Raw genomic sequence first — 21353 nt, forward strand, 5'->3', positions numbered from 1 at the left:
GTGTCTCGCTGTGGCTAGTTAAAAATGATGCCCGATCTCACTTGTTACTTTTTCAGCCTAGGCTGTCCTAACCAAATTACTATAGCAGTGAATAACCCAGCGGCAAGTGCAGCACTCAAGCTAAAGGTAATCTTAATGGCAAAAGGCAACCAAACGCATGGAATATGTAGATTAGAAAGCGCGAAATCGAGCGGGGGATTTAAGAAGTTGTCATTTTGATTGGTCGGTATTTCGATTGAGGCGACGATGGAACCCACTGCTAGTCCAGCACCAATAATGCCAACAGTGTTTTGGAAATTGCGATCGCGCTCAGCTTGTTCTATCTCTGTAATTGCCCGACTTGAGTTGATTAAGTCTTGCAGTAATTGTGAGCCTGGACTGAGATTTGCATAGTCTTTTTGCACTTGTAATTGGTATTTTTCCTCTACATCTTTGCTAAATTTTTCCAGGAATTTTAGATCGTAGGGGTGTTGCAAGTTCGCGAGTTGAGATAACAGCGGTGTGGGATTAGGGGAGGTAGGGTTTGAGGTGGCTGTGGCAGATTGGAACCAGGATAGAATAGGGAGGATTTGAGCGATCGGGTTTTGTCCGTTTTGGGTTTGGATTTGATTTAGGCGATCGCTAATAGTACCGATCCGTCTAGTATAATTGATGGCATTAATTTCAATAGTGCGAATTTGAGCATCTAGATAATTTAACTTTATGGTATACTTAGGTAATATATTTTGGGCATCAACAACGGTTGTGCGGAGTTGTTTGAGATTTTGACTGAAAATATTTCCTACGAGTTGGTTAATGACTGTGAAATCTTTTTTTAGGTGTTGTTTCAGATAGCGACTTTGAGCGTAAGCCCAGAAAACTTTATGGCGATAGCAAAATAAGGGCAGCAGTTTAGTGTTAAAATCTTCCCAAACTGTTTTGGCAGCATCACTGCTAGGCATTAGGGCAATGATGAGATGGATATTCTCTTGTAGTTCTTGAATAGTGCGTGGTTTAGCATCCTGTGTTGACTCCTGTATCAGCAGTTGGTATCGCGAAAGCTCAAATATACTCCCTCCCAGAAAAGACCCTTTACCTTGGAAATCTCGTTCCCATTGCAAGCCGATATTTAAGGATTGACAGCATTTTTTAGCAACTTCTTCTGGACTAATGTTTTGGTTGTCCATCTCAGTTACAATCAGCCAGGTTTGCCCGATATTTGGATGTTGATTATTTAGCTTTTCATTGATTTTAGCTTGGAATTGGGCAAGACAACTGACTGGGTGAGGAGTCCTATCTTCCTTAAAAGAACAACCCACAAGTAACCCATAAGTATCGTTCAAGCGGACAGGGTAATAATAGCCTTCAAATGGTTTGTCGTTCTCAGTAAAACCCTCAAATCTATTTGTCAGCAGTTCCAGGCATTCCGATTCAAAAACAGAATCGTGGTCAAATAAGGACGAGCGAATATTTGTCGGTAATTTAGCCGCAAAATTTTTCTGATTTGCTGTTAAGGATTCGGAATCTTCGCCCAATCCTTCCCGCAGGTCGTAAAGAAACAGAAATAGGTGAGGATAGATGAGATTTATCATTTATTGAAAGTTGTTTTCAGGAAATCTTTGAGTTTGTTCAAAGGCAATTTTTTGCTTTTTTCCGCTGGGCTAAGACTTTTCAGAACTTCGATACTCGTGTTGAGAATTTCGTTATTTTGAGAGTTTTGAACTGGCTTAGGTTTACCAGCACGTTTTTCCAGTTTATTTTCAACTGTTAGTAGCTGTTCTAGTTCAGCTTCAGTGGGTAGTAGTCCAGATGGTATCTTACCATCTACGGCTTCTAGCAAAGCTATAGCAACTTGATATTGCTGATGTAAGGAATCATTCGCCACAACCACCTTCATCAATCCTTTTTCGATGAGATCCCAAGCTTGATTAGCATCTAACTGTTTACCCACCTTATTTAGGGCAGCTTGTTCAGTCTCACTCAGGGGTTCATCTAAGTTGCTCAGAGCTAGCAGCAACGCTAGTAAAGTGGTGTCAATGGATGGAGTCATAAAAATATTTTGTGGATATTACCAGTATATACAGCAACTCACAATCACTGTAATGTAGTCTTCAGCAAAAAAAACATTAAATCCGGCAGAAAGTAATTTGCTTGTGTATAGTCAGAAAAGACACTACTGCATGAGTGGGCGAACATGACGAAGCGACAAGCCTTGGTAATTGGCATCAATGAATATCCTGACGGAGACAGTCTGTCAACAGCAGCACAAGATGCCGAGAAGATTGCCCAACTTTTAGAGAAATACGGTAGCTTTGAGGTGCATCGGTTGCCAATTTATGATAAGAGGGAAGTCTCACAAGATTTATTTGTTACCTCCCCAGAACTAGAGGCGGCTATTACTCAGCTTTTTCAGCCAAAAAGCGGCATAATTCCAGAGACGGCACTTTTGTTTTTCGCGGGTCATGGTTGGCGAAGCGAGAAAGATGGACAACCTGAAGGCTTTTTAGTCACTAGCGATGCTCTTTTTGAACATGACAGCGAAGATGGCCTGTTTTCACTGAAAAGCTTACATCAAATATTAAAAGATAGTCCGGTGCGGCAGCAGATTGTGTGGTTGGATTGCTGTCATAGCGGAGAGTTATTCAATTTTCTAGAGCAGAATTTAGCAGAATTTGAGCAACAGCGAGATTTCGATCGTTGTTTTATTGCCGCTTGTCGCGAATTTCAGGTAGCTTACGGAGGAGTGCTGACTCCTGCTTTGTTGCAAGCACTTGACCCCACTAACAAAGATGATGGTATAGTTACTAATCACACATTAAAGCCAAGGCTGGAAGCAATACCGAATAACGCATCCCAGCATTTCGTTGTCAGGAATATAGGTAGTCAAATAATCCTCACATATAAAGGGGGAGTTCGGGGTAATATTTGTCCCTACAAGGGGTTGAAATATTTTGATTTCAATCCGACCAAACCAGAGGAAGCTGAAGATCACAGATATTTCTACGGACGTACACAACTAACTAATCAGCTTCTTGATAAGGTACGCTCTAGTAATTTTATCGCGGTAATAGGTGCATCTGGAAGTGGTAAATCTTCAGTTGTTAGAGCTGGGTTACTGTATCAGCTCTATCTGGGTAAGAAGATACCTGGAAGCGATAGATGGACAATTTATCAGCCATTTACACCTGGTATTAATCCGATTAAAAGTTTAGAGCAAGTGGTTGGAAAGCTTACAGCACCGGATGATTTAGTGCATTTCATCGAGCGTCTTCCTACTGAGCGAGTGGTGCTGGTGATAGACCAATTTGAAGAGATTTTTACCCAATGTCTGGATGAAAAAGAGCGACAAAAGTTCTTTATGTACCTAATGGGTGCAGTAGAAAGTTTAGAAAATAAACTCTGCTTGGTGTTGGTAATGCGGGATGATTTTCAACAGAAGTGTACCGATCAGGAGTATCCTGGATTACCTCACAAAATTGAAAATAATTTGGTAAGAGTTCTACGGATGAACCGCCCAGAGTTGCAAGAAGTGATCCTCAAACCTGCTGAGTTAGTTGAGTTAGAAATTGATCGCGATTTAGTCAATGAGATGATTGCTGATGTGTTGGATTCCGCTGGCGATTTAGCTTTGTTACAGTACACACTGACTCAATTGTGGGAAAACCGTAGTTTTAATCTTTTGACAATTTCTGATTATACCAGTCTGGGTGGCGTGCAAAAGGTGCTGGGAAACCATGCTGATACTGTTTATCAATCCTTATTGTCAGAGGAACAAAAAGCGGATGGGTTAAAGGAATCAGAGGAACAAAAAGCGGCTAGACGGATTTTTCTAGAATTGACTCGATTGAGTGAAGATGAAAACACTCCTAATACTCGTCAGCAAGTTTGGCTAAAAGATTTAGTTAATTCTCAGCAATCTGAAGAATTGGTAAATAAAGTGTTGCAGCGTTTAGCTTATGAAAAATTAGTTGTCACCAGTAAGCAAGAGTTAGAGGGACAGCGAGTTGCGGTAGTGAATATCGTCCATGAAACACTGATTCGTAATTGGGGGCTGTTAGGTGGTTGGCTGGAGGAACATCGAGAAGCACTGATAATTAAACAGCCAATTGAAGATGCAGCTAAGGAATGGCGAGATAAAGGTAAGCAGCGAGAATCGGCTTATCTGCTGCAAGGAACAAAATTGGCAAAGGCAGAGGAATATATTAAGCGTTATTCTGATTTAGTACCGCTGTCTGGATCTACTCAGGAATTTGTTCAGAAAAGTATTAAAAATAGAAAAAGGAATAGCCGTAATTTATTTGTTACAGTTTCTGTAGTAATTTTGGGATTGACTGGATTAGCTGGTTGGGCTTTTACTCAGCAAAGAATAGCAGATAAACGGAAAACCAATGCTGAAATCAATGCTGAAAGCCTTAAGCTAGAAAGTCTCCTTGCCTCTGGTGTAGATATTGAAGCGCTAATAGAAGGTTTGAAAACAGGTAAAAATCTCAAGAAATTAAGTGGAGTATTGGATGCAGATACCAAAATACGAGCTACCGCAGCGCTACAACAAGTTGTCTATGGAGTTAATGAATATAATCGATTCCAAAAGTCTACTGATAAAGTTTATCATGTTGAATTTAGCCCTGATGGCAAAACACTTGTGTCTCAAGTGAACCAGTTCAATTATGGGAGCGATCAAAAATTTGATCCTGCTAACCAAATAATTTTTAAGCTCTGGAGCTTAGACGGCAGAGAAATTAATAGTATTAAAGGCTCATATATGGGTTTCAGTCCAGATAGCAAAACTATTAGCTATTCTGATTTCAACAATCAAAATGATCTTAAACTGTTGAACTTAGATAGAAAAGAATTAAAAACTATTAGATTACAATCGACAAATTTTTTCTGTGTAAGACTAGAATACAAAACTATGATTTCCATGAATAATGATAAAGATATTATAAAACTGTGGAATCTAGATGGAAAATTACTAAAAACTATAAAAATACCTCCATACTATGGTAATGGTGATTTTAGTTGTAGTGTAGATGGTAAATTATTAGCCTTTAAAAATGGTTCCGTAGTAAATTTAGAAAAATCAGAAATAAAAACTCTCAAAGAGCCACATAAAAATAATACCTGGGGTATCAGTATTAGCCCAGACAACAAAATAGTTGCTTCTGCCAGTCGGGATGGCACTGTTAAATTATGGAATTTAGATACAAATGAAGTCAAAACCATTCAAGCAGATATAGGTCAAGTTTGGGATGTCAAATTTAGCCCAGATGGCAAAACGATTGCTGCAAGTGGAGATAGAATGATTAAGATATGGAACTTAGATACAACGCCAGTCAAAACTCTTAGGGGAAATACCGATCTTATCCGTACCGTCAGTTTTAGTCCAGATGGTAAAATCCTCGCCTCTGGCAGTATGAATGGTACTGTAAAGCTCTGGAATTTACAAGGACAGGGACTCACTGCCCTGAAAGAGCCTGACTACGACTTATATAAAAACTATAGAATTAGCTACGATAACAATAATTCTGTTGAAAGTGCCAGCTTTAGTCCTGATGGTAAGTTGGTTACTTCAATAACAGGAAATGGCAAAATAAAGTTATGGGATTTGGAAGGAAGGAAACTTAAAACATTTAGTCATACCCAACAAAACGACGCATATTCTCCTTCGTATAGTGTCAGTTTTAGCCCTGATAGTAAGACAGTATTCTCTTTTAAGACTGTTCCCTCTGCAAATGGAGATAACGGCATAATAGAAATACGAAACCTAAATGGACAACTACTTAACACTCTGAAAACGGGTAGAGGTTTTAGCTTCAGTCCCAATGGCAAAATGATGTCTACTTCAGATGGTGGCATAGTGAAGTTATGGAACATAAGTGGGCAGCTAATTAATAGCATAAAAGCAGATGAAAAGCTTATCAATAGCATCAGTTTCAGTAGCGATGGAAAAATTGTAGCTACTTCCAATGGCAACATTATCAAGCTGTGGAATATAGATGGAAAAATAATGAAAACATTTCAAGGCGACGGTGCTTTTTTTATTCCTATTAGTCTCAGCCCAGATGGTAAAATGATTGCTGCTGCTGGTAATGATAATATGGTGAAGTTATGGAATGTGGATAGCCAAGAATTCAAAAATATCCAAGGGCATAGTCAGCCCGTTACTAGCGTTACTTTTAGTCCAGATAGTCAGACTATTATTTCTTCTAGTGAGGATGGTACGGTAAAACTTTGGAGTTTGCAAGGACAAGAGTTAAGCACTCTCAAGGGACATATCTCTGGTGGAGTGAATGAGATTAGTCTTAGCCCGAATGGTAAAATAATTGCCTCTGCTGGTGATGATGGAACTGTTATTTTATGGAATCTAGATTTGGATGATTTAATGTCACGAGGCTGTAACTGGCTGCATGACTATTTGAAGAACAACCAAAATGTGAGTGATAGTGATAAACATCTCTGTGATGGGATTAGTAATGAAAAAAATTGAGCTACTTTCCACCTCAATATATTCTTTCCTAACGTGACTTGGCTACGCTACTGCGCGATCGCCATTTCCCCATGCTAGAATAAACTCAATAAATTCAAAAAAATTCGGAATAAATAAAATGTCTTATAGTCAGTTCACCCTAGAAATGGTCGAACAAGTCTTTGGGCTAAGTATTCTTGAAAAACTTGATAGTTTCGCCGAAATACCAGAAGCTCCTATTAGTAATTTCTTAAAACAGTGTCTCGAATACAATACTCCTTTAGCCTTGGAAATTTCTACAGAAAAAGCGCGATCGGAAATGATTATTGCACCAATATTGATTGAATTAAAACAGCAACTTGGATCTAAAATAAGTCTGTTTTCAGGTAGAGAATTTAATGTGGATAGTCAACAAGGGCTGATGGGCTATTGTGATTTTATAATTAGTAAGTCTCCGTCTCAATTGCTGATTAAATCACCCGTGATTTTAATCGTGGAAGCTAAAAATGATAATATTCAATCTGGTTTAGGTCAGTGTATTGCCGAGATGGTAGCAGCACAAATAGTTAATCAACGTCAAAGTAATAATGAAATGATTTATGGTGCTGTCACGACTGGAACAAACTGGAAATTTATGAAATTATTTGATTCTGTAGTTGAAATCGATCCTAATGAATATTTCCTGAATAATGTAGCTAAGCTAATGGGCATATTAAGAAGTTTTATCGGCTCATGATATTAGTCTAAATTTGATTGAAAAATATCTTAGAGTTCTCCCGATTTTTCTCTCGCCCATGCTCGCACGGCTTTACGCAAAGAAATCCGCCCAGAATTACGATTTTGCTCGATTAATTCTGGTATTTCTTGTATCGGAAGAGTTGGAAAAATTGAGCTTGTTTTCACCTCAATGTATTGTTGTCCATCAAGTTGGTAAATTTTGAGTTCACCCGAATCGTAACACCAAATTTCAGGAACACCCAACCGAGCATAAATGGGAAAACGACTGAGAGATTTACTCGTTACGTCTATTTCTAAAGCCAAATCCGGCGGCGGATCTTGTTCCAAATTAAACTGGAGTTTGCCGCGAATTTTTGGCTCATTTTGGAAGTAGAAACAATTGTCTGGTTCTACTCCAGCTTTTTGGATTTCTCGCTTCCAAGTGGTTGATCCTAAACTTGCATAATCTTGCTCCAACACTTCTGCTATATCTTTAACAGTATCGCCGATCGTTTCTTTGTAGTATTCATGTTCGGGTAAGGGTGTCATAATTTCTAAAGTTCCATTGTCATAGGCGAATCTAGCAGCACGGCTTTCACCGAGATCCGCGAGCAAGTTCTCAAATTGTTGCCAACTGATATTATACATAACAACTCGATCGGCACGAGGTTTGGTTAGTAACATAACTTTTTCTCAAGAGTGTTTGACAGATAATCCTATTATAGCCGAAGGAAGTTCGGTAACGGATTTGGCTCCCATCAAGGAAATCCGCTTGACTGAAGAAGAAAAGACACAGACGAGAACAGAGAGTATTCATATCTCCTGAAATAAAACTCAGTTAAATTCATCCGTGTCTCCGTGTTCAAATCCGTGCCGTTTCTCTCTTCCTTCTGCTTAAAATCCCATCGCGCCAGCTACTGCATCCAAATTCGGAGCAATTCCTTGCTTAAAGTTGTTCTTGCTGTGATTAATTGCCGTATCTGGGTCTTTCAAACCATTACCAGTGAGTACACAAACCACCGTTGCTCCTGTTGGAACTTGGTCTTTTACCTTCAGCAAACCGGCGACAGAAGCAGCGCTAGCTGGTTCGCAGAAAATCCCTTCTTCGGATGCTAACAAGCGGTAAGCGTCGAGAATTTCTTCGTCGGTGACAGCAGAAAAACTGCCGCGGCTGGCTTCGGAAGCAGCAACAGCCTGTTTCCAGCTAGCAGGGTTGCCGATCCGAATTGCTGTCGCCAAAGTTTCTGGGTTCGCCACTGGTACACCCGTTACCAACGGTGCTGCTCCGGCTGCTTGGAATCCCATCATTCGTGGCAAACGCGAACATTTATTCACTTGGTGGTATTGACAAAAACCCATCCAGTATGCTGTGATGTTTCCCGCATTTCCCACGGGAATGCACAGCCAGTCGGGGGCGTCGCCCAAGGCGTCCACCACTTCAAAAGCGCCGGTTTTTTGGCCTTCCAAGCGGTAAGGGTTGACGGAGTTGACCAAAGTTACAGGATAATTTTCTGCCATGGAGCGGACAATTTCTAAAGCCCGATCGAAATTTCCGACAATCGAAATGACTTCCGCACCGTAAAGCAAAGCTTGGGCCAACTTGCCCAAAGCCACATAACCTTCGGGAATCAACACGAAAGCCCGCATCCCCCCGCGTCTGGCGTAGGCTGCTGCCGCTGCCGAAGTATTGCCGGTACTGGCGCAAATTACAGCTTTGGCGCCGGCTTCCTTCGCCTTGGAAATCGCCATTGTCATCCCCCGGTCTTTGAAACTACCAGTGGGGTTGAGGCCGTCGTATTTCACCAGCACGCGCACATCTCTACCGATGAGAGAGGCGATCGCAGGTGCTGGAATCAATGGAGTATTGCCTTCTTGGAGTGTCACTACCGGCGTGGTTTCAGTCACCGGCAGGTAGGGGCGATAAGCTTCGATCAAGCCCGGCCAACCGTGAAGTTTCGGCGAGGCTGCGCGGGCAGCGGAGTTAGCAGCAGAGTCAGTTACAGGTAGAATCAGGGTCACGATGTCAATGGTTTCTAGGCTTTGGCAAAGAATTTACACTAATTTTAGCTCGATCGGTTAATTTAATGTTTGATACGATCCGTTCAGGTTAAAGTAACTTAATGGTGTGAATGTGTAGATATGTCTACTCAATTACTAATGTCAAATAATTCCTCCACTCTTTCTCGGCCTCAAGTCACGGCTAGCAATCCCGAAATCGCTAGTTCTGCTACGCTATCGACGGGTTTTGCGCGCAAAGTAGATTCGGTGAAGTGCCCCTACCAAGCCGATCAGCAAGTTAAGTTCCTGCACCTGCAAGCAGAAATCGACTCCTTGCTGCTGGAAGTCCAAACCCTCAAACAGCAGCGCTCCGTTGCTGGATCTCAAGTTGCGATCGGCAAAAATTCTGCTGTGGGCAACGGCAATTACCAGTAACAACTCGTGCTAATTGTGCCGCCCCTGTGGTATAAAAAGTAAAGTTTTGTTAACCGCAGTGTTTTTTTTAACCAAAAGCGCTAGCCATTTAATCCGCGGCTAGCGATTGCTAGCATTTGCGAAAACGCGCTTGCCTAGTGCTCAACTCGTCTGCTAATTGTTAGTAGCGAGCTGATATTTTACTGCGTTAATTTTGTTAAGCCATCCACTTGGCATACGGAGAGTAGACATCAATTTATGACAGCATCGATCGAAAAACCACTAAATTTGACATCCGCAAGGGACACTTCCAACCTGCGCCTCAAAGATATTCTCCAAACCCTGCCGCGCGAAGTATTTGTCAAAAACCCTCGCAAAGCTTGGACAAAAGTCATCGTCAACGTTCTTCTAGTTGCTGTTGGTTATTTTGGCCTAGCAGTATCACCTTGGTATTTACTGCCCCTGATGTGGATTTTCACAGGTACCGGATTAACCGGTTTTTTTGTGATAGGCCACGACTGCGGACACCGGTCATTTGCCAACCGTCGCTGGGTAAACGATTTAGTCGGACATCTCGCATTTCTCCCGTTAATTTTTCCGTTTCACGCATGGCGTCACGGACACAATTATCACCACAAGCACACCAACAAAATTGGTGAAGATAATGCTTGGCAACCAATGACAGCAGAAAGCTACGCTGCCGCGCCCAAAGCATTACAAATAGCTTATCGTTTAATCTTCGGCCCAATGTGGTGGATTGGATCGATCGCCCACTGGGCAAAAGTACACTTTATGTGGTGGCGCTTCAAAGAAGGTCAACAACGCGAACAAGTGCGGTTTTCGGTTTTTGTGGTTTTGATCGGTGCTGCGATCGTATTTCCGACTTTAATAGCCACCACAGGCATTTGGGGATTCATCAAATTTTGGTTGATGCCCTGGATGGTTTACCACTTCTGGATGAGCACCTTCACCATTGTTCACCACACAGCGCCAGACATTTCATTTAAAGCACCAGAAGAATGGAACGAAGCCCAAGCACAACTATCGGGAACAGTTCACTGCGACTATCCCCGCTGGGTTGAGTTTCTGTGCCACGACATTAACGTGCACGTTCCCCACCACCTTTCAACTGCTATACCCTGGTACAACTTGCGCCTAGCCCACAGCAGCTTAAAGGAAAACTGGCAACCTCATCTCTATGAAACCAAATTTTCTTGGTCTTTAATGAAGCGGATTGCAGACAACTGTCACCTGTACAACCCCGCTGGTGGCTATCAAACATTAGAGGAATTTCACGCTCAAACCAAATAAGTTTGAAACGCGATAAATCCCCTAAAAACCCGGTTTTGTTAAACAAACCGGGTTTTATTAATATCACAATCCCTAGCTAGAATTTTTGATAAATCTTGCTTTTAGCGCAGTCTAGATCCCCCTAAATCCCCCTTAAAAAGGGGGACTTTGAGCATTGCCTGTCCCCCCTTTTTAAGGGGAGTAGGGGTTGACTTTGAAATTACTCTTGTCCCCCCCTTTTTAAGGGGGGTTAGGGGGGATCAGCGGGGCTAATAGTCAAACATTAGATTACATTTGACATGAAGTTGACACCAATTCCCAATTACCCATTACCAATTCCCAATTCCCAATTCCCAATTCCCCATGAAACATGATTTTCAATCCCAATAACTGTCGCAACGAAAGCGAAGTAGAAAGCAAACTCATTGTCAGTTATTTGTTGCCAAAACTCGGCTATACCCCCGACACTTGGCACCAAGAAATCGCCTTTGGGAATATTCGCCTAGACTTCCTTTCCTTTGCCACCCAAGTTATCCCCATAGTGTTCGATGCAGACTCGCCCATGAGTTTAGTCATGGAAGCAAAACATCCCAAGGAAAATCTAGACCGCCATCGGCGGAAACTGAAGCGTTACTTAACAAGTTTAAGCATCCGCTACGGACTCATAACTAACGGGAAAGAAATTAGAATTTATGCAAGAGTGAGCGATGATATTCAGCTAGCATTTCAGTGCGCCGGACAAGACCTTGAAAGTAGAATTGATGAAATTATAGCTTTAATTGGCAGAGATAGTTTAAAGTTTGTAATAAATCCAGATAATCTAGAACTGGAAGATAGTAAAACTAATTTAGTTACTCCTGAGTTAATTGCCGAAGTATCGGTACAACAAAACAATCCCGCCACCGCAGAACCTGAAATCATTCAAGTCTCATCCCCCGAACAAATACCTGAAGATATTTTAGTTAAATCATCCGATTTAATCATTCCCCAAACCCCGCAAAATAGTATGAAAATAATAGCAGTTTACCACAACAAAGGCGGCGTCGGTAAAACTACAACTGTAGTCAATTTAGCCGCAGCCCTGAGCAAGGAAGGTAAAAGAGTCCTAGTCATCGACTTAGACAGTCAGGCAAACACAACCTTTGCAACTGGTTTGGTCAAATTTGAAGATGAAGAACAAGATGATTTGAAAGATTGCAATATTCTTCAAGTTTTGCAATCAGAGGATTTTTACTCCATCGCCGAAGTAGCCCGCGAGTCTAATTTTTGCAATCCTAAAATCGATGTAGTTCCTTCCCACATCGATTTAATGTACTATGAAACGGAACTAAATCAACTAGATTACAGTCGCATGATTTTAATTCAAAAACTAGCGGAAGTAGAAGATAAGTACGATATTGTACTGATTGATACGCCGCCATCTTTGAATTTTTTCGCCAGAGTTGCCCTGATTGCTGCGGATTATTTAATTATTCCTTCTGACTTAAAACCTTTTGCCAATCAAGGATTGATTAATGTCAAGGATTTTATCAAAAAAGTCAATGGATTCAAAAAACAAATCGGCAAAAAACCTTTAGAAATTTTAGGCATCCTCCCTTGCAAAATCTCACCCAATCCTAAGTTTGTACAGTACAGTTTGCCCAAGCGGAGGGAGGCTATTCCCAAACGCTACGGCCTGGAAATTATGGACAGCGTAATTTATGAGAGAGAGGATTTAGCAAAGTGTGCAGAACTATTTAAAATCGTGGGCAATATGGAAATCGCCGATCCGATTTCGGTGCTAGATTTTAAACCGGATTGCACTTCATCCCAAGAATTTGAAATGCTAGCCGAAGAAGTTTTGGTAAAAATAGGTCAGTAAAAACTTATGAAAAAATTATCTCCGTCACTGGTTGCAGTCAAAAGAATTACCTCCGCAGTTCCCCGTTCCAATTTTGCCGATCGCGATTTAGATAAATTAGCTAGACTTATTTTAGACGCCGGAGGCTTGATTAACCCGATCATTGTCCGCCGTACCAGTATGGATGCTTACGAAATAGTAGACGGAAATTTTGAATACTATGCGGCGGCGAGAGCAAAGGAAATTGAACCTCTCAAGGGCGAGACAATTGGAGCATTCATCCTGGAACCAGAAAATGAAGAACTTCTCCTAGAACAACTGGAAATCCTCAGAAAAACCGCAATCAGTGAGAATCTAGGTGAAATTGAAACTCCCAAAGAGTCATTTATAACTGAGGCTTCAGTTGAAATTCAAACTCTAGAAGCCTCATCTAGTTTAGAGCAGCGAGTGACAAATATTGAAGCCCGGTTAGAAATTCAAATTCATGAATTGAAAGCTGAACACGCCCGTGAAAAAGAGTTGTTAGCCGAGAGAATACAAGAAATTGAAAACCTAATTGCCCAACAATTACCTCTGTTAATTGAAGCGCAGTTGGCTAACAGAATTAATGAGTTTAAAGCCGAGCTTGCATCTAAAAAATCGACTTTGGTAGATACTGTGCAAGAAGTTGAACAGGTAACTTCTCAACCAATGTCGCTGTTGGAGGCACTCAATACTCAAGATAAATCTCAACTGAAAGCGAATTTTGAATATACTAAGTTAGTGAACGATAAAATTATACAACGAATCCTCGACGAAAAGCGAGATGTGAAGCCGTTTGTGTCATTTGCCAATGTGGTGGAACGTATTCAAGGGCTAGGCGACAAAACAATGATTAAAATTATTGATTACTGGCAAAATACTCATAAGTTGTGAGCCGTCTCAATTGCTTTTTTGGGGGCGGGCTAGAAGCCCACCCCACAAGAGTTAAAACCGGATTTCTGAAAGGTGATTGACTAGGAGCAAAAATACTCACAACTGGCAATTCCTGCTAAACCTGAACACGGTAGCGATCGCCCGATCGCCAAAAAAAGTAAAGATGAGTGAAGCAGTGTATAATTTGTGTCCCCCAGCCAGTTAAACTCATCACAGTCGATTTTTTGTAGGAATTGCAGTCAGTTTTGCCGTTGGCGAAGCCCTCGTTGCAGGATCGCCCGGGCCCTCACCCCACAGCCAGCCGCACAGGTACAGCACGCCGCCGATATCTCTCCCAGATTTAGAGACTCAGGCCAACAAATCCTTTAACTAACCAAAGTCTGAGTAAGGTGTTTGTCTCGCACCCTATCATTAGAGTTCTTGAGTTAGTCCTGTGGCACTTAAAACCCAGGCTGTAAAGTGCAAATATATATAATTACCCAAACACCTGATTTTAATGACAAAAGGGGACTTGTAAGAAGATGGATCGATCGCAAGATCAAAACCGAATAGTAGAATATTTGCGGATTAAGCCAATTAGTCACAGTCAAATTTACACTTCCCAAATTGCAGTACCAGAGACTCAGGGGGGAGAAATCCCTCGCGAACGTCGCGAAGCTCTCAGGAGAAGTCTCATCGAGCAAGGCAGCAACTTAATTCCTTTAATTGTACGTCCTACTGAAGCTTACAGCAACGAAGAAGAATACGAAGTTGTCTGCGGCTCAGATTGGTGTATTGTTGCGAAAGAACTCGGCCTTGAGCAAATGTGGGCTTGGGTTTTTGAAATGACCGACGAGGAGGTAGTTGCGGCTCAAGCAGAAATGGAACATTTAGCTCCGCAGCCGACTCAAAAAACTGCACAACTTGAGACTCTACTGCAACAATTTGAGCTATCATTTCAAAAAAAGGTAGAGAGTCTAACAAAACAAATAGAACAATCTGTTAAAAAGAATGAAGACCTGCTAAAAAAACAAGTAAAAGCTCTAGCCGAGCAGAACTTCGATCGCGATCAAATAACACAGATAAAGCATCTGCTAGAACAAGTTGAAAAAACATTTCATGAAAAGGTAGATAAATTGGCTAAAAAAATTGAACAATCTGGCAGCAATAGTTCTCCGAAATCGGAGGTTATTTCGGAGATGAATCTTGAAGGTGTGTTGAGACAGTTGGATGAACTGGAAAAATTGTTGTCAATCAAATTAGATCGCACTGTCCAAATAATTAATCAGTTTGTGGCTGACACGATCGCAGACGTAGAAAATGACCTAAAAAATCAAATTGCCACGCTCCGCAGCCAACTGGGAGCCGCTGCGACGCACTCAGAAATACAGCCCGAGACACCGCCGAAACAGCAGTCGAAGGCGCAGCCAAAAACCCAGGCTAAGAAGCAGTCGAAGGCGCAGTCGAAACCTCAGCTACCGCAGTTGCAGTTAGAATTGCCGTTTCCGCCCCAGCAGCAACAGCAGGAAGACGAGGAAGACTACGATACTCTTTCGCTGAGACGCTTGAAGGCGATCGGCAAAGACCGAAAAGTGCGGGGCTACGCGCGCATGAAACGACCGGAAATTCTGGCTGCGCTCAGAGAAGCTGATGGCAAATAAAGCGGTAATTGTTAAGAGTTAAAACTAATTGTTTGGTGTTCGATCGCGTTTTTATGCAAAATGCGCGATCGGGCTTTTGATACAAATTTCGGCGTTGCTGAGAAAGGAGTATGATTTGCCTCCGAAACTCGCTAGTTTCAGCAACGCCCAATTTTATTGTATTGTAAGCTGGTTTAGGCGATCGCATATCCCGTATGCTGCCGAACGTGATACGGATGAAACCCTAAAACTATCTTGTCTTTAGGCACTCCTAATTCTACAAGTTCTGCGGTAATTCCCGTTTCTATACCATCTTGTTGAATCCAGATTTTTCCGTCAATAATTTCCACATGAACGATACAATCGTGAATTCTTTTAGGCCCTTGCCAGCCATCGTGCATCAGTAAAAAATTGTTTTGTTCGCGATCGACAATAACGCTGCTTTTAATTTCTCCGTGTCCGTAAGAAATCTGGGCATAACTATCTAAAACATTGCGAACAATTTGGCGATATTCATCTAGTCTATCCATCTGATAACTGTCTCCTTTAATGAATCAAAAACTATTAGTTTAAATCTCTTGTTTTCTAGCAAAATCTGCCCAATAGGTTCAGAAAAAATTTCTGCATAAACTTCTGCACGGATTGCCAGATATATTATCCGTTCAGGTTCCGATCGCTGTAGAATATCTTCGTAAACAATATACTGTCCAACAGCTTGTTCTAAGTCATGAACTGGTGAAGCACTCACAAAACTTTTGACTTCTACAGCAATTTTGCGACCTTGTTTTTCGGCGGCAAATAGTTTTTCTGCACCTAGATCGACACTGAGAGTACGTTTGCCAATTTTTAAGGGTAGCGGATCTTTGGTTATTGTCCACCCGTCCTTTTCCAGGGCTGTTCTGACATTATTGTGGTAGATGTCTTTTGCTGGCATATTCTAAGCTTAACCATCAACTGTTACCCTAATTATATAATAACACAATGCTTTTCCCAACTCATAGCCGCGGAAAACTACTTGTCGATCGAACTTCAATACCAATTAAGGATAATATTTCTTATAGTCCGAGCAAACAGGAGTCGTGACAGTTTACAAAATCCACCTATAAGTGATGACTAATCCTATCTATCCCGGCATAACTCTCAATAACCACTACCGCATAGTCCGCGAATTGGGACACGGAGGCTTCGGACGCACCTACCTCGCTGAAGATGCCCACCGATTTAACGAACCCTGCGTTTTAAAAGAATTTGCGCCCCAAGTACAAGGAAGTTACGCCTTACAAAAATCCGAGGAACTCTTCGAGCGCGAAGCCGGAGTGCTCTACAAGCTACAACACAACCAAATCCCGCGCTTCCGCGAAATGTTTCGCGTCAGTATAGTCGATCGAGGCTACCTATTTCTCGTCCAAGACTACGTACCCGGTCAAAATTACCGCTTCCTGCTGGATGCCAGGAAGCGTCAGGGTTTGCGGTTCATCGAAGCAGAAATCAATCAACTGCTGATTCAAATTTTGCCAGTCCTCGAATACATTCACTCCTTGGGAGTGATTCACCGCGACATCTCCCCCGACAACCTAATTCTGCGCTTGTCTGACGGAATGCCCGTGCTGATTGACTTCGGCGGAGTCAAACAAATCGCCGCCACCGTAGAATCTCTATTTGCTGAAACTGAAGCTAACATCACTCCCACCCCCGCGACTCGCATCGGCAAACTCGGCTATGCTCCCGTCGAACAGATGCAGATGGGGATTGTGTCTCCGCACAGCGATTTGTACGCTCTGGCGGCCACGGTTTTGGTGTTGCTGACGGGGAAGGAACCGCATGAATTGCTCGACAGTCAGACGCTGAATTGGAACTGGCGATCGCACTGTTCTCTATCTCCGAATTTGTCCCTGGTGCTGGATAAAATGCTCGCTCAGCAGCCGAACCAGCGTTACTCCTCGGCTCGCGAGGTTTTGCTCGCTCTCTCCGGCAATCCGCTGTTACAGCCACAGCCACAGCCATCCCCACAGCCGGATTTGGGACTCACGCAGCCACCGCCGGACTACACACCTCTGGCCGCACCCATACCCGTGCCAGCCCCCGCCCCGAAGCTTCCGGGAACTCCAGTGCGAGTTGCCACGATCGGCAATCAGCAAAAGATGCCTGCTTGGAAAATGTTTTTGTTCGTAGTGGCGGTGCTATCGAGTATGGGCGGAGTTGGCTGGTTTGCGGGCAATTATGTGTTAAACCTGCAATCAAAAGTGCAGAAGATTCCCGTGACTCCGGGCCCGAAGCAGCAGCAAGAGGATGCTTTGCGCGATCGCTACTCTCGGCTTAAAATTGACGATCGATTCTACAACGGTTACGTCAACCTTGTAGATGAGAATTTCTATGCCAAATACCCAGAATTAAACGGGCGGCTGTTAAAAGAAGGCGACGAGGATCGCCAATGGCGCGAAAGGTGGCAGAAAATCGGCGACGACTTGCTCAACAAGCTCGAAAACCTTAGCAGCGATGCTAGAGCGCGGTTGGGCAGTTACGAGACTGCCGATCTCGATCGCTCCAAAGCCGAGGTTAACAAGCTGAATTTGAGCAGTCGAGCGCTGTACGATTTGGCTGATGCCAAGTTCTTTTATTGGTTTCCACAGCACCCACGGAATAAAAATATCATCGGTTTGCCGATCGGACAAATTTGGCAAGCAATTACCGCCGACGCCCTCGCCTCTTTGCAAGCAGGAGCAACTCTTGAAAGCGTCGAATTTGACCGCCGCGCGAACAACAAAACCCTTAAAGGAAATCTCAAGCCCGGAGAAGGCAAAGCTTACATTGCCAGGTTCGCCCAAAATCAGATTTTGAGCGTAAATTTGCAAGCTCCGCGCAAATCAACTCTGCTATCAATTTATTCTCCTGGGCGCACCAACAAAGCCAAGGCTTTACTGGAAGATGCAGAGGAGGTGAGTTGGTCTGGAACTCTCGATGATGCTGGTTTTTATGAATTCGTGGTGGTTTCTCAGTCATCCGAGGCGATCGCCTACGAGTTGAATCTGGAGACGAAATAACCCCCATCCCAAAACGGATCTTAGCCCCCGACTCCTGTCGCGGTCGAAAATTTGAGACTCCCGTTCAAGCTCACTGACTCATCGGTCGGAGTAAATCTAAAATCGACTCAAGGCTATTGACGCCTTGAGGGCGATCGAGCCATAATGAAGTAATCCCGAGCGGGTAAATTTTCCGGTTCAAACAAAGAATATGCTGAGATTTGCGATCGTAGCTTTAGTAACTTTGGGATTAGTATTAATGACTGCATTAGGTTTATCTTCTGCCAGTGCGACAGTCAGCAATCCCGAATTTTATGCTTGGAACTTTGCCTCTGTAGGCAGCAGCGAGTTAGTTTGCAAAAAGACACTTGTAGTTCCGCGAGACCTCATCATTCCGTCATCATCAATGCAAGCTGTCAGTATCAATTCTGCAATTGTAGATGACAAGTTTTGCGCGAATTCCACTAAACCTGTGAATTAAGGCAGCGCATCCTATGATGTCCCCTGAAACGACAAAATAAAATTGGCTTGATCGTTCGGACTTTAGTCCGCATCCATCAGTCCATCCTATGATGTCCCCTGAAACGACAAAATAAAATTGGTTTGATCGTTCCGACTTTAGTCCGCATCCATCCCAGGAATGAAGCCAGAACGATCGAACACTTTTTAAAGCGAATTGACCCGACATTATATAAAAAATGCCACCATCCACGTATTGAAAGTGTTGGCGGCATTTTTTATGAGAAAAAACCAATATTTCGTTATTAAATCTTATTAAAATAGTCGGGCGCAACAGTTGTATGCCTTTGAAAGCGATCGAAAACTATTGCGAATTTTGCCAATTCTTTGATTGTCACTTAAGAACCGAGGGAAAATCTTTAGCCATTTGGCTAAAAATTTATTAGCTAATTGGCCTAATCAGTAACTGTCAAGTTTGAGTATGCTAGAGTTAGTCAGGTTCTGATATATAGTGCCATCTGTTATCTAAGTATCATGCTCAAAATTTTAGTCATTGAAGACGACGAATTAATCCGGGAGACTCTTGTGCAACTCCTGGAATCTCACAGCTACCGAGTTATCGTGGCAGAAAACGGTCGATTTGGGGTGCAGATGGCACTTTCGGAGATCCCCGACTTAATTTTGTGCGACGTACAGATGCCGGAACTCGACGGTTATGACGTGTTGCGGACTCTGCGACAAAACTCCCTGGCTGCTACAATTCCATTTATTTTCCTCACGGCTCAAAGTGCCAAAACCGATTTTCGTCGGGGGATGGAATTGGGGGCTGACGATTACCTAACAAAGCCGTTTACTAAGGCTGAATTGTTGGGAGCGATCGCTTCTCGCGTCTCGAAACGGCAAACTATTACCCAACCCCTGACAGTTGCGCTTCACCAAGCAGAAGCCAGACTCAAAGATTTAGCTAACGACTCTACAAAGGTTTGTGTCCTCTCCCCTGAAAAGTTGGCTCTAGAAGCTCTGCTGCGCCACGCTTTAGCACAAGGTGAGTTTCAAGTATACTATCAGCCCCAGGTGAATATTGCTACCGGACAAGTTATCGGCGCTGAAGCTTTGGTGCGCTGGCAAAATCCCGATCGAGGTATAATTTCTCCCGCTGAATTTATTCCCTTAGCCGAAGAAACAGGTTTAATTATTCAGATTGGCGAGTGGGTACTGCTTTCAGCTTGCGCTCAAGCCGCGAGTTGGCTGGCGGCGGGGTTCTCGCCTTTTACGATATCAGTAAATTTGTCGGCCCGGCAGTTATCCGACCCCGAACTCAAGGCCCGAATCGTGCAAATATTAGAAACTACAGGCTTGGAGCCTGCAAATTTAGAATTAGAAATGACCGAAAGCGCTCTGGTAGAAAATGCGACAGTCGCAGGCGCAACTTTAAACGAACTTAAAGCTCTCGGAATTCGGATTGCCATTGACGACTTCGGCACCGGTTATGCTACTTTAGGATATCTCAAGCAATTTGCTTTTGACAGCTTAAAGATCGATCGCATTTTCGTGCGAAATGCCAGCGAAGACGCTCAAAATGCTGCTATTACCACAGCAGTAATTTTGCTGGGTCACAGCTTAAATATGACAGTAATTGCAGAAGGAGTAGAAACAGAAGCAGAACTAGCTTTCTTGAAACAGCACCAATGCGATATCATGCAGGGGTATCTGTTCAGCCGCCCCGAACCGGCAGCGATAATTGAAAGTATGTTGATTGCCAACCAGCGTTTGTTCGCTCAGCCCCCAGTAGCAGCACCTGCTCGTGTTATACCTTTTGTCCCTGTCTCCGAACCCGAAAAATCTAAAAACCTTACCATGTCAGGTCTAGGAATAGTCTAAGTGTTACCAGGATTTCTGTATGATAAAATGAAATTCTTTGGCTCTTCATTAAGTAGGTAGGCGCTATCAAACTGAACCATGTAACAGTATGTAAACAGGGCCCAGGAGTGCTACTTTCTTGGCATTTGGATAGTTTACAATTATTACATAGTGACGTTTGGTAGCGCTTACCTACTAGCGCGTTATGCTGAATAAGTCTGTAAGCTAGGCCTAAACCCTTACCGGGCAATCAGCCTAGTTATGATTCTTAGCCTTTGAGGCTTGGGGGCAAAGTTTAGGCTAGAAGCCGGGATTTTACAGCCAAGCGATCGTGCTTAATGAAAAATTCAGCAAAAAAGGTACTGAAGAGCCAATTCTTTCTTTTAGCTGCTTTTTTCTGCGGAAAAGTTGACGCTCCCTCTTGAAAAGTTGTAGCTTTTTGAGAGCATTCTCCTGTTGATTGATTTACTGAATTTTGATTGAATTATCTGAATAATGTGTTAAACTAGCCGAATATTCAGCATTATTCACTTTTGGCTACTCAACCCCAAGGCAAGCAGCCGAACATTTTGGAGTTTGCCTACATACGCTCAGGCGATGGGAAAAAGATGGTATTATTACCGCCATTCGCACACCCTCCGGTCAACGACGATATTTAATTAATTCTGATGCCGGATTTAGCAAAACTAATCAAAGAACTATCCTCTACGCCAGAGTCGACCGTCTGCATCAAAAAGCCGACCTTGACCGACAAATTGCAAAATTATTGGAACTCT

General features: G+C 42.8%; 16 protein-coding genes and 1 pseudogene. 11 read left to right on the forward strand and 6 right to left on the reverse strand.

Annotation, left to right across the window (positions count from 1 at the left end; translation table 11 throughout):
* Positions 1-44 precede the first annotated feature (44 nt).
* Together JGK11_RS13515 and JGK11_RS13520 are read right to left on the reverse strand one after the other, a co-directional pair.
* Entirely contained in the window at positions 45-1571 is a 1527-nt protein-coding gene (locus JGK11_RS13515) for a hypothetical protein (RefSeq protein WP_293212043.1), read from the reverse strand.
* Entirely contained in the window at positions 1568-2029 is a 462-nt protein-coding gene (locus tag JGK11_RS13520) for a hypothetical protein (protein ID WP_293212044.1), read from the reverse strand. Before JGK11_RS13520 ends, JGK11_RS13515 begins: the two co-directional genes overlap by 4 nt.
* Before the next feature lie 144 nt (positions 2030-2173).
* Here JGK11_RS13520 and JGK11_RS13525 point away from each other — a divergent pair, with 144 nt between their 5' ends.
* Both JGK11_RS13525 and JGK11_RS13530 read left to right on the forward strand, forming a co-directional pair.
* Positions 2174-6466, forward strand: coding sequence for a caspase family protein (locus JGK11_RS13525; RefSeq protein ID WP_293212045.1), 4293 nt, complete (start codon positions 2174-2176; stop codon positions 6464-6466).
* 118 nt (positions 6467-6584) lie between these two features.
* On the forward strand, positions 6585-7181 hold the full coding sequence (locus JGK11_RS13530) for a hypothetical protein (protein WP_293212046.1): 597 nt from the start codon (positions 6585-6587) through the stop codon (positions 7179-7181).
* A gap of 29 nt (positions 7182-7210) precedes the next feature.
* Here JGK11_RS13530 and JGK11_RS13535 read toward each other — a convergent pair whose 3' ends face one another.
* Together JGK11_RS13535 and thrC are read right to left on the reverse strand one after the other, a co-directional pair.
* The gene (locus tag JGK11_RS13535; RefSeq protein WP_293212047.1) at positions 7211-7846 is read right to left on the reverse strand and encodes a Uma2 family endonuclease; all 636 of its coding nucleotides are present in this window, start codon (positions 7844-7846) and stop codon (positions 7211-7213) included.
* A gap of 210 nt (positions 7847-8056) precedes the next feature.
* Positions 8057-9175, reverse strand: coding sequence for a threonine synthase (gene thrC, locus JGK11_RS13540; protein WP_293198171.1), 1119 nt, complete (start codon positions 9173-9175; stop codon positions 8057-8059).
* 126 nt (positions 9176-9301) lie between these two features.
* Between thrC and JGK11_RS13545 the strand changes: the two genes are divergently transcribed.
* From JGK11_RS13545 to JGK11_RS13565, 5 genes are all read left to right on the forward strand, one after another.
* Positions 9302-9595, forward strand: coding sequence for a hypothetical protein (locus JGK11_RS13545; RefSeq protein ID WP_293184872.1), 294 nt, complete (start codon positions 9302-9304; stop codon positions 9593-9595).
* 237 nt (positions 9596-9832) lie between these two features.
* Positions 9833-10885, forward strand: a complete 1053-nt coding sequence (locus JGK11_RS13550; protein ID WP_293184873.1) for a fatty acid desaturase — start codon at positions 9833-9835, stop codon at positions 10883-10885.
* Between the two features lie 349 nt (positions 10886-11234).
* The gene (locus JGK11_RS13555) at positions 11235-12725 is read left to right on the forward strand and encodes an AAA family ATPase (RefSeq protein WP_293184875.1); all 1491 of its coding nucleotides are present in this window, start codon (positions 11235-11237) and stop codon (positions 12723-12725) included.
* Positions 12726-12731: 6 nt separating this feature from the next.
* The gene (locus tag JGK11_RS13560) at positions 12732-13619 is read left to right on the forward strand and encodes a ParB/Srx family N-terminal domain-containing protein (protein WP_293212048.1); all 888 of its coding nucleotides are present in this window, start codon (positions 12732-12734) and stop codon (positions 13617-13619) included.
* A 521-nt stretch (positions 13620-14140) separates the two neighbouring features.
* Positions 14141-15259, forward strand: coding sequence for a Rho termination factor (modular protein) (locus tag JGK11_RS13565; protein WP_293192786.1), 1119 nt, complete (start codon positions 14141-14143; stop codon positions 15257-15259).
* A 173-nt stretch (positions 15260-15432) separates the two neighbouring features.
* On the opposite strand, the gene JGK11_RS13570 is transcribed toward JGK11_RS13565, so the two are convergent.
* Both JGK11_RS13570 and JGK11_RS13575 read right to left on the reverse strand, forming a co-directional pair.
* On the reverse strand, positions 15433-15768 hold the full coding sequence (locus JGK11_RS13570) for a XisI protein (protein ID WP_293184878.1): 336 nt from the start codon (positions 15766-15768) through the stop codon (positions 15433-15435).
* Entirely contained in the window at positions 15756-16172 is a 417-nt protein-coding gene (locus tag JGK11_RS13575) for an element excision factor XisH family protein (protein WP_293184879.1), read from the reverse strand. The genes JGK11_RS13570 and JGK11_RS13575 overlap by 13 nt, the downstream gene beginning before the upstream one ends.
* A 175-nt stretch (positions 16173-16347) precedes the next feature.
* Between JGK11_RS13575 and JGK11_RS13580 the strand changes: the two genes are divergently transcribed.
* From JGK11_RS13580 to JGK11_RS13595, 4 genes and pseudogenes are all read left to right on the forward strand, one after another.
* Positions 16348-18279 (forward strand): serine/threonine-protein kinase, encoded by a 1932-nt coding sequence (locus JGK11_RS13580; protein WP_293184880.1) that lies wholly within the window; start codon positions 16348-16350, stop codon positions 18277-18279.
* 190 nt (positions 18280-18469) lie between these two features.
* Positions 18470-18739, forward strand: a complete 270-nt coding sequence (locus tag JGK11_RS13585; protein WP_293184881.1) for a hypothetical protein — start codon at positions 18470-18472, stop codon at positions 18737-18739.
* 512 nt (positions 18740-19251) lie between these two features.
* Complete coding sequence (locus JGK11_RS13590; RefSeq protein ID WP_293184882.1) at positions 19252-20598, forward strand: EAL domain-containing response regulator; 1347 nt, start codon at positions 19252-19254, stop codon at positions 20596-20598.
* 526 nt (positions 20599-21124) lie between these two features.
* Positions 21125-21353, forward strand: a pseudogene (locus JGK11_RS13595) (MerR family DNA-binding transcriptional regulator); the annotation flags it as partial.

This window comes from Microcoleus sp. PH2017_34_RAT_O_A (genome assembly GCF_020737885.1).
In the GTDB taxonomy this organism is placed as follows: Bacteria; Cyanobacteriota; Cyanobacteriia; order Cyanobacteriales; family Microcoleaceae; genus Microcoleus.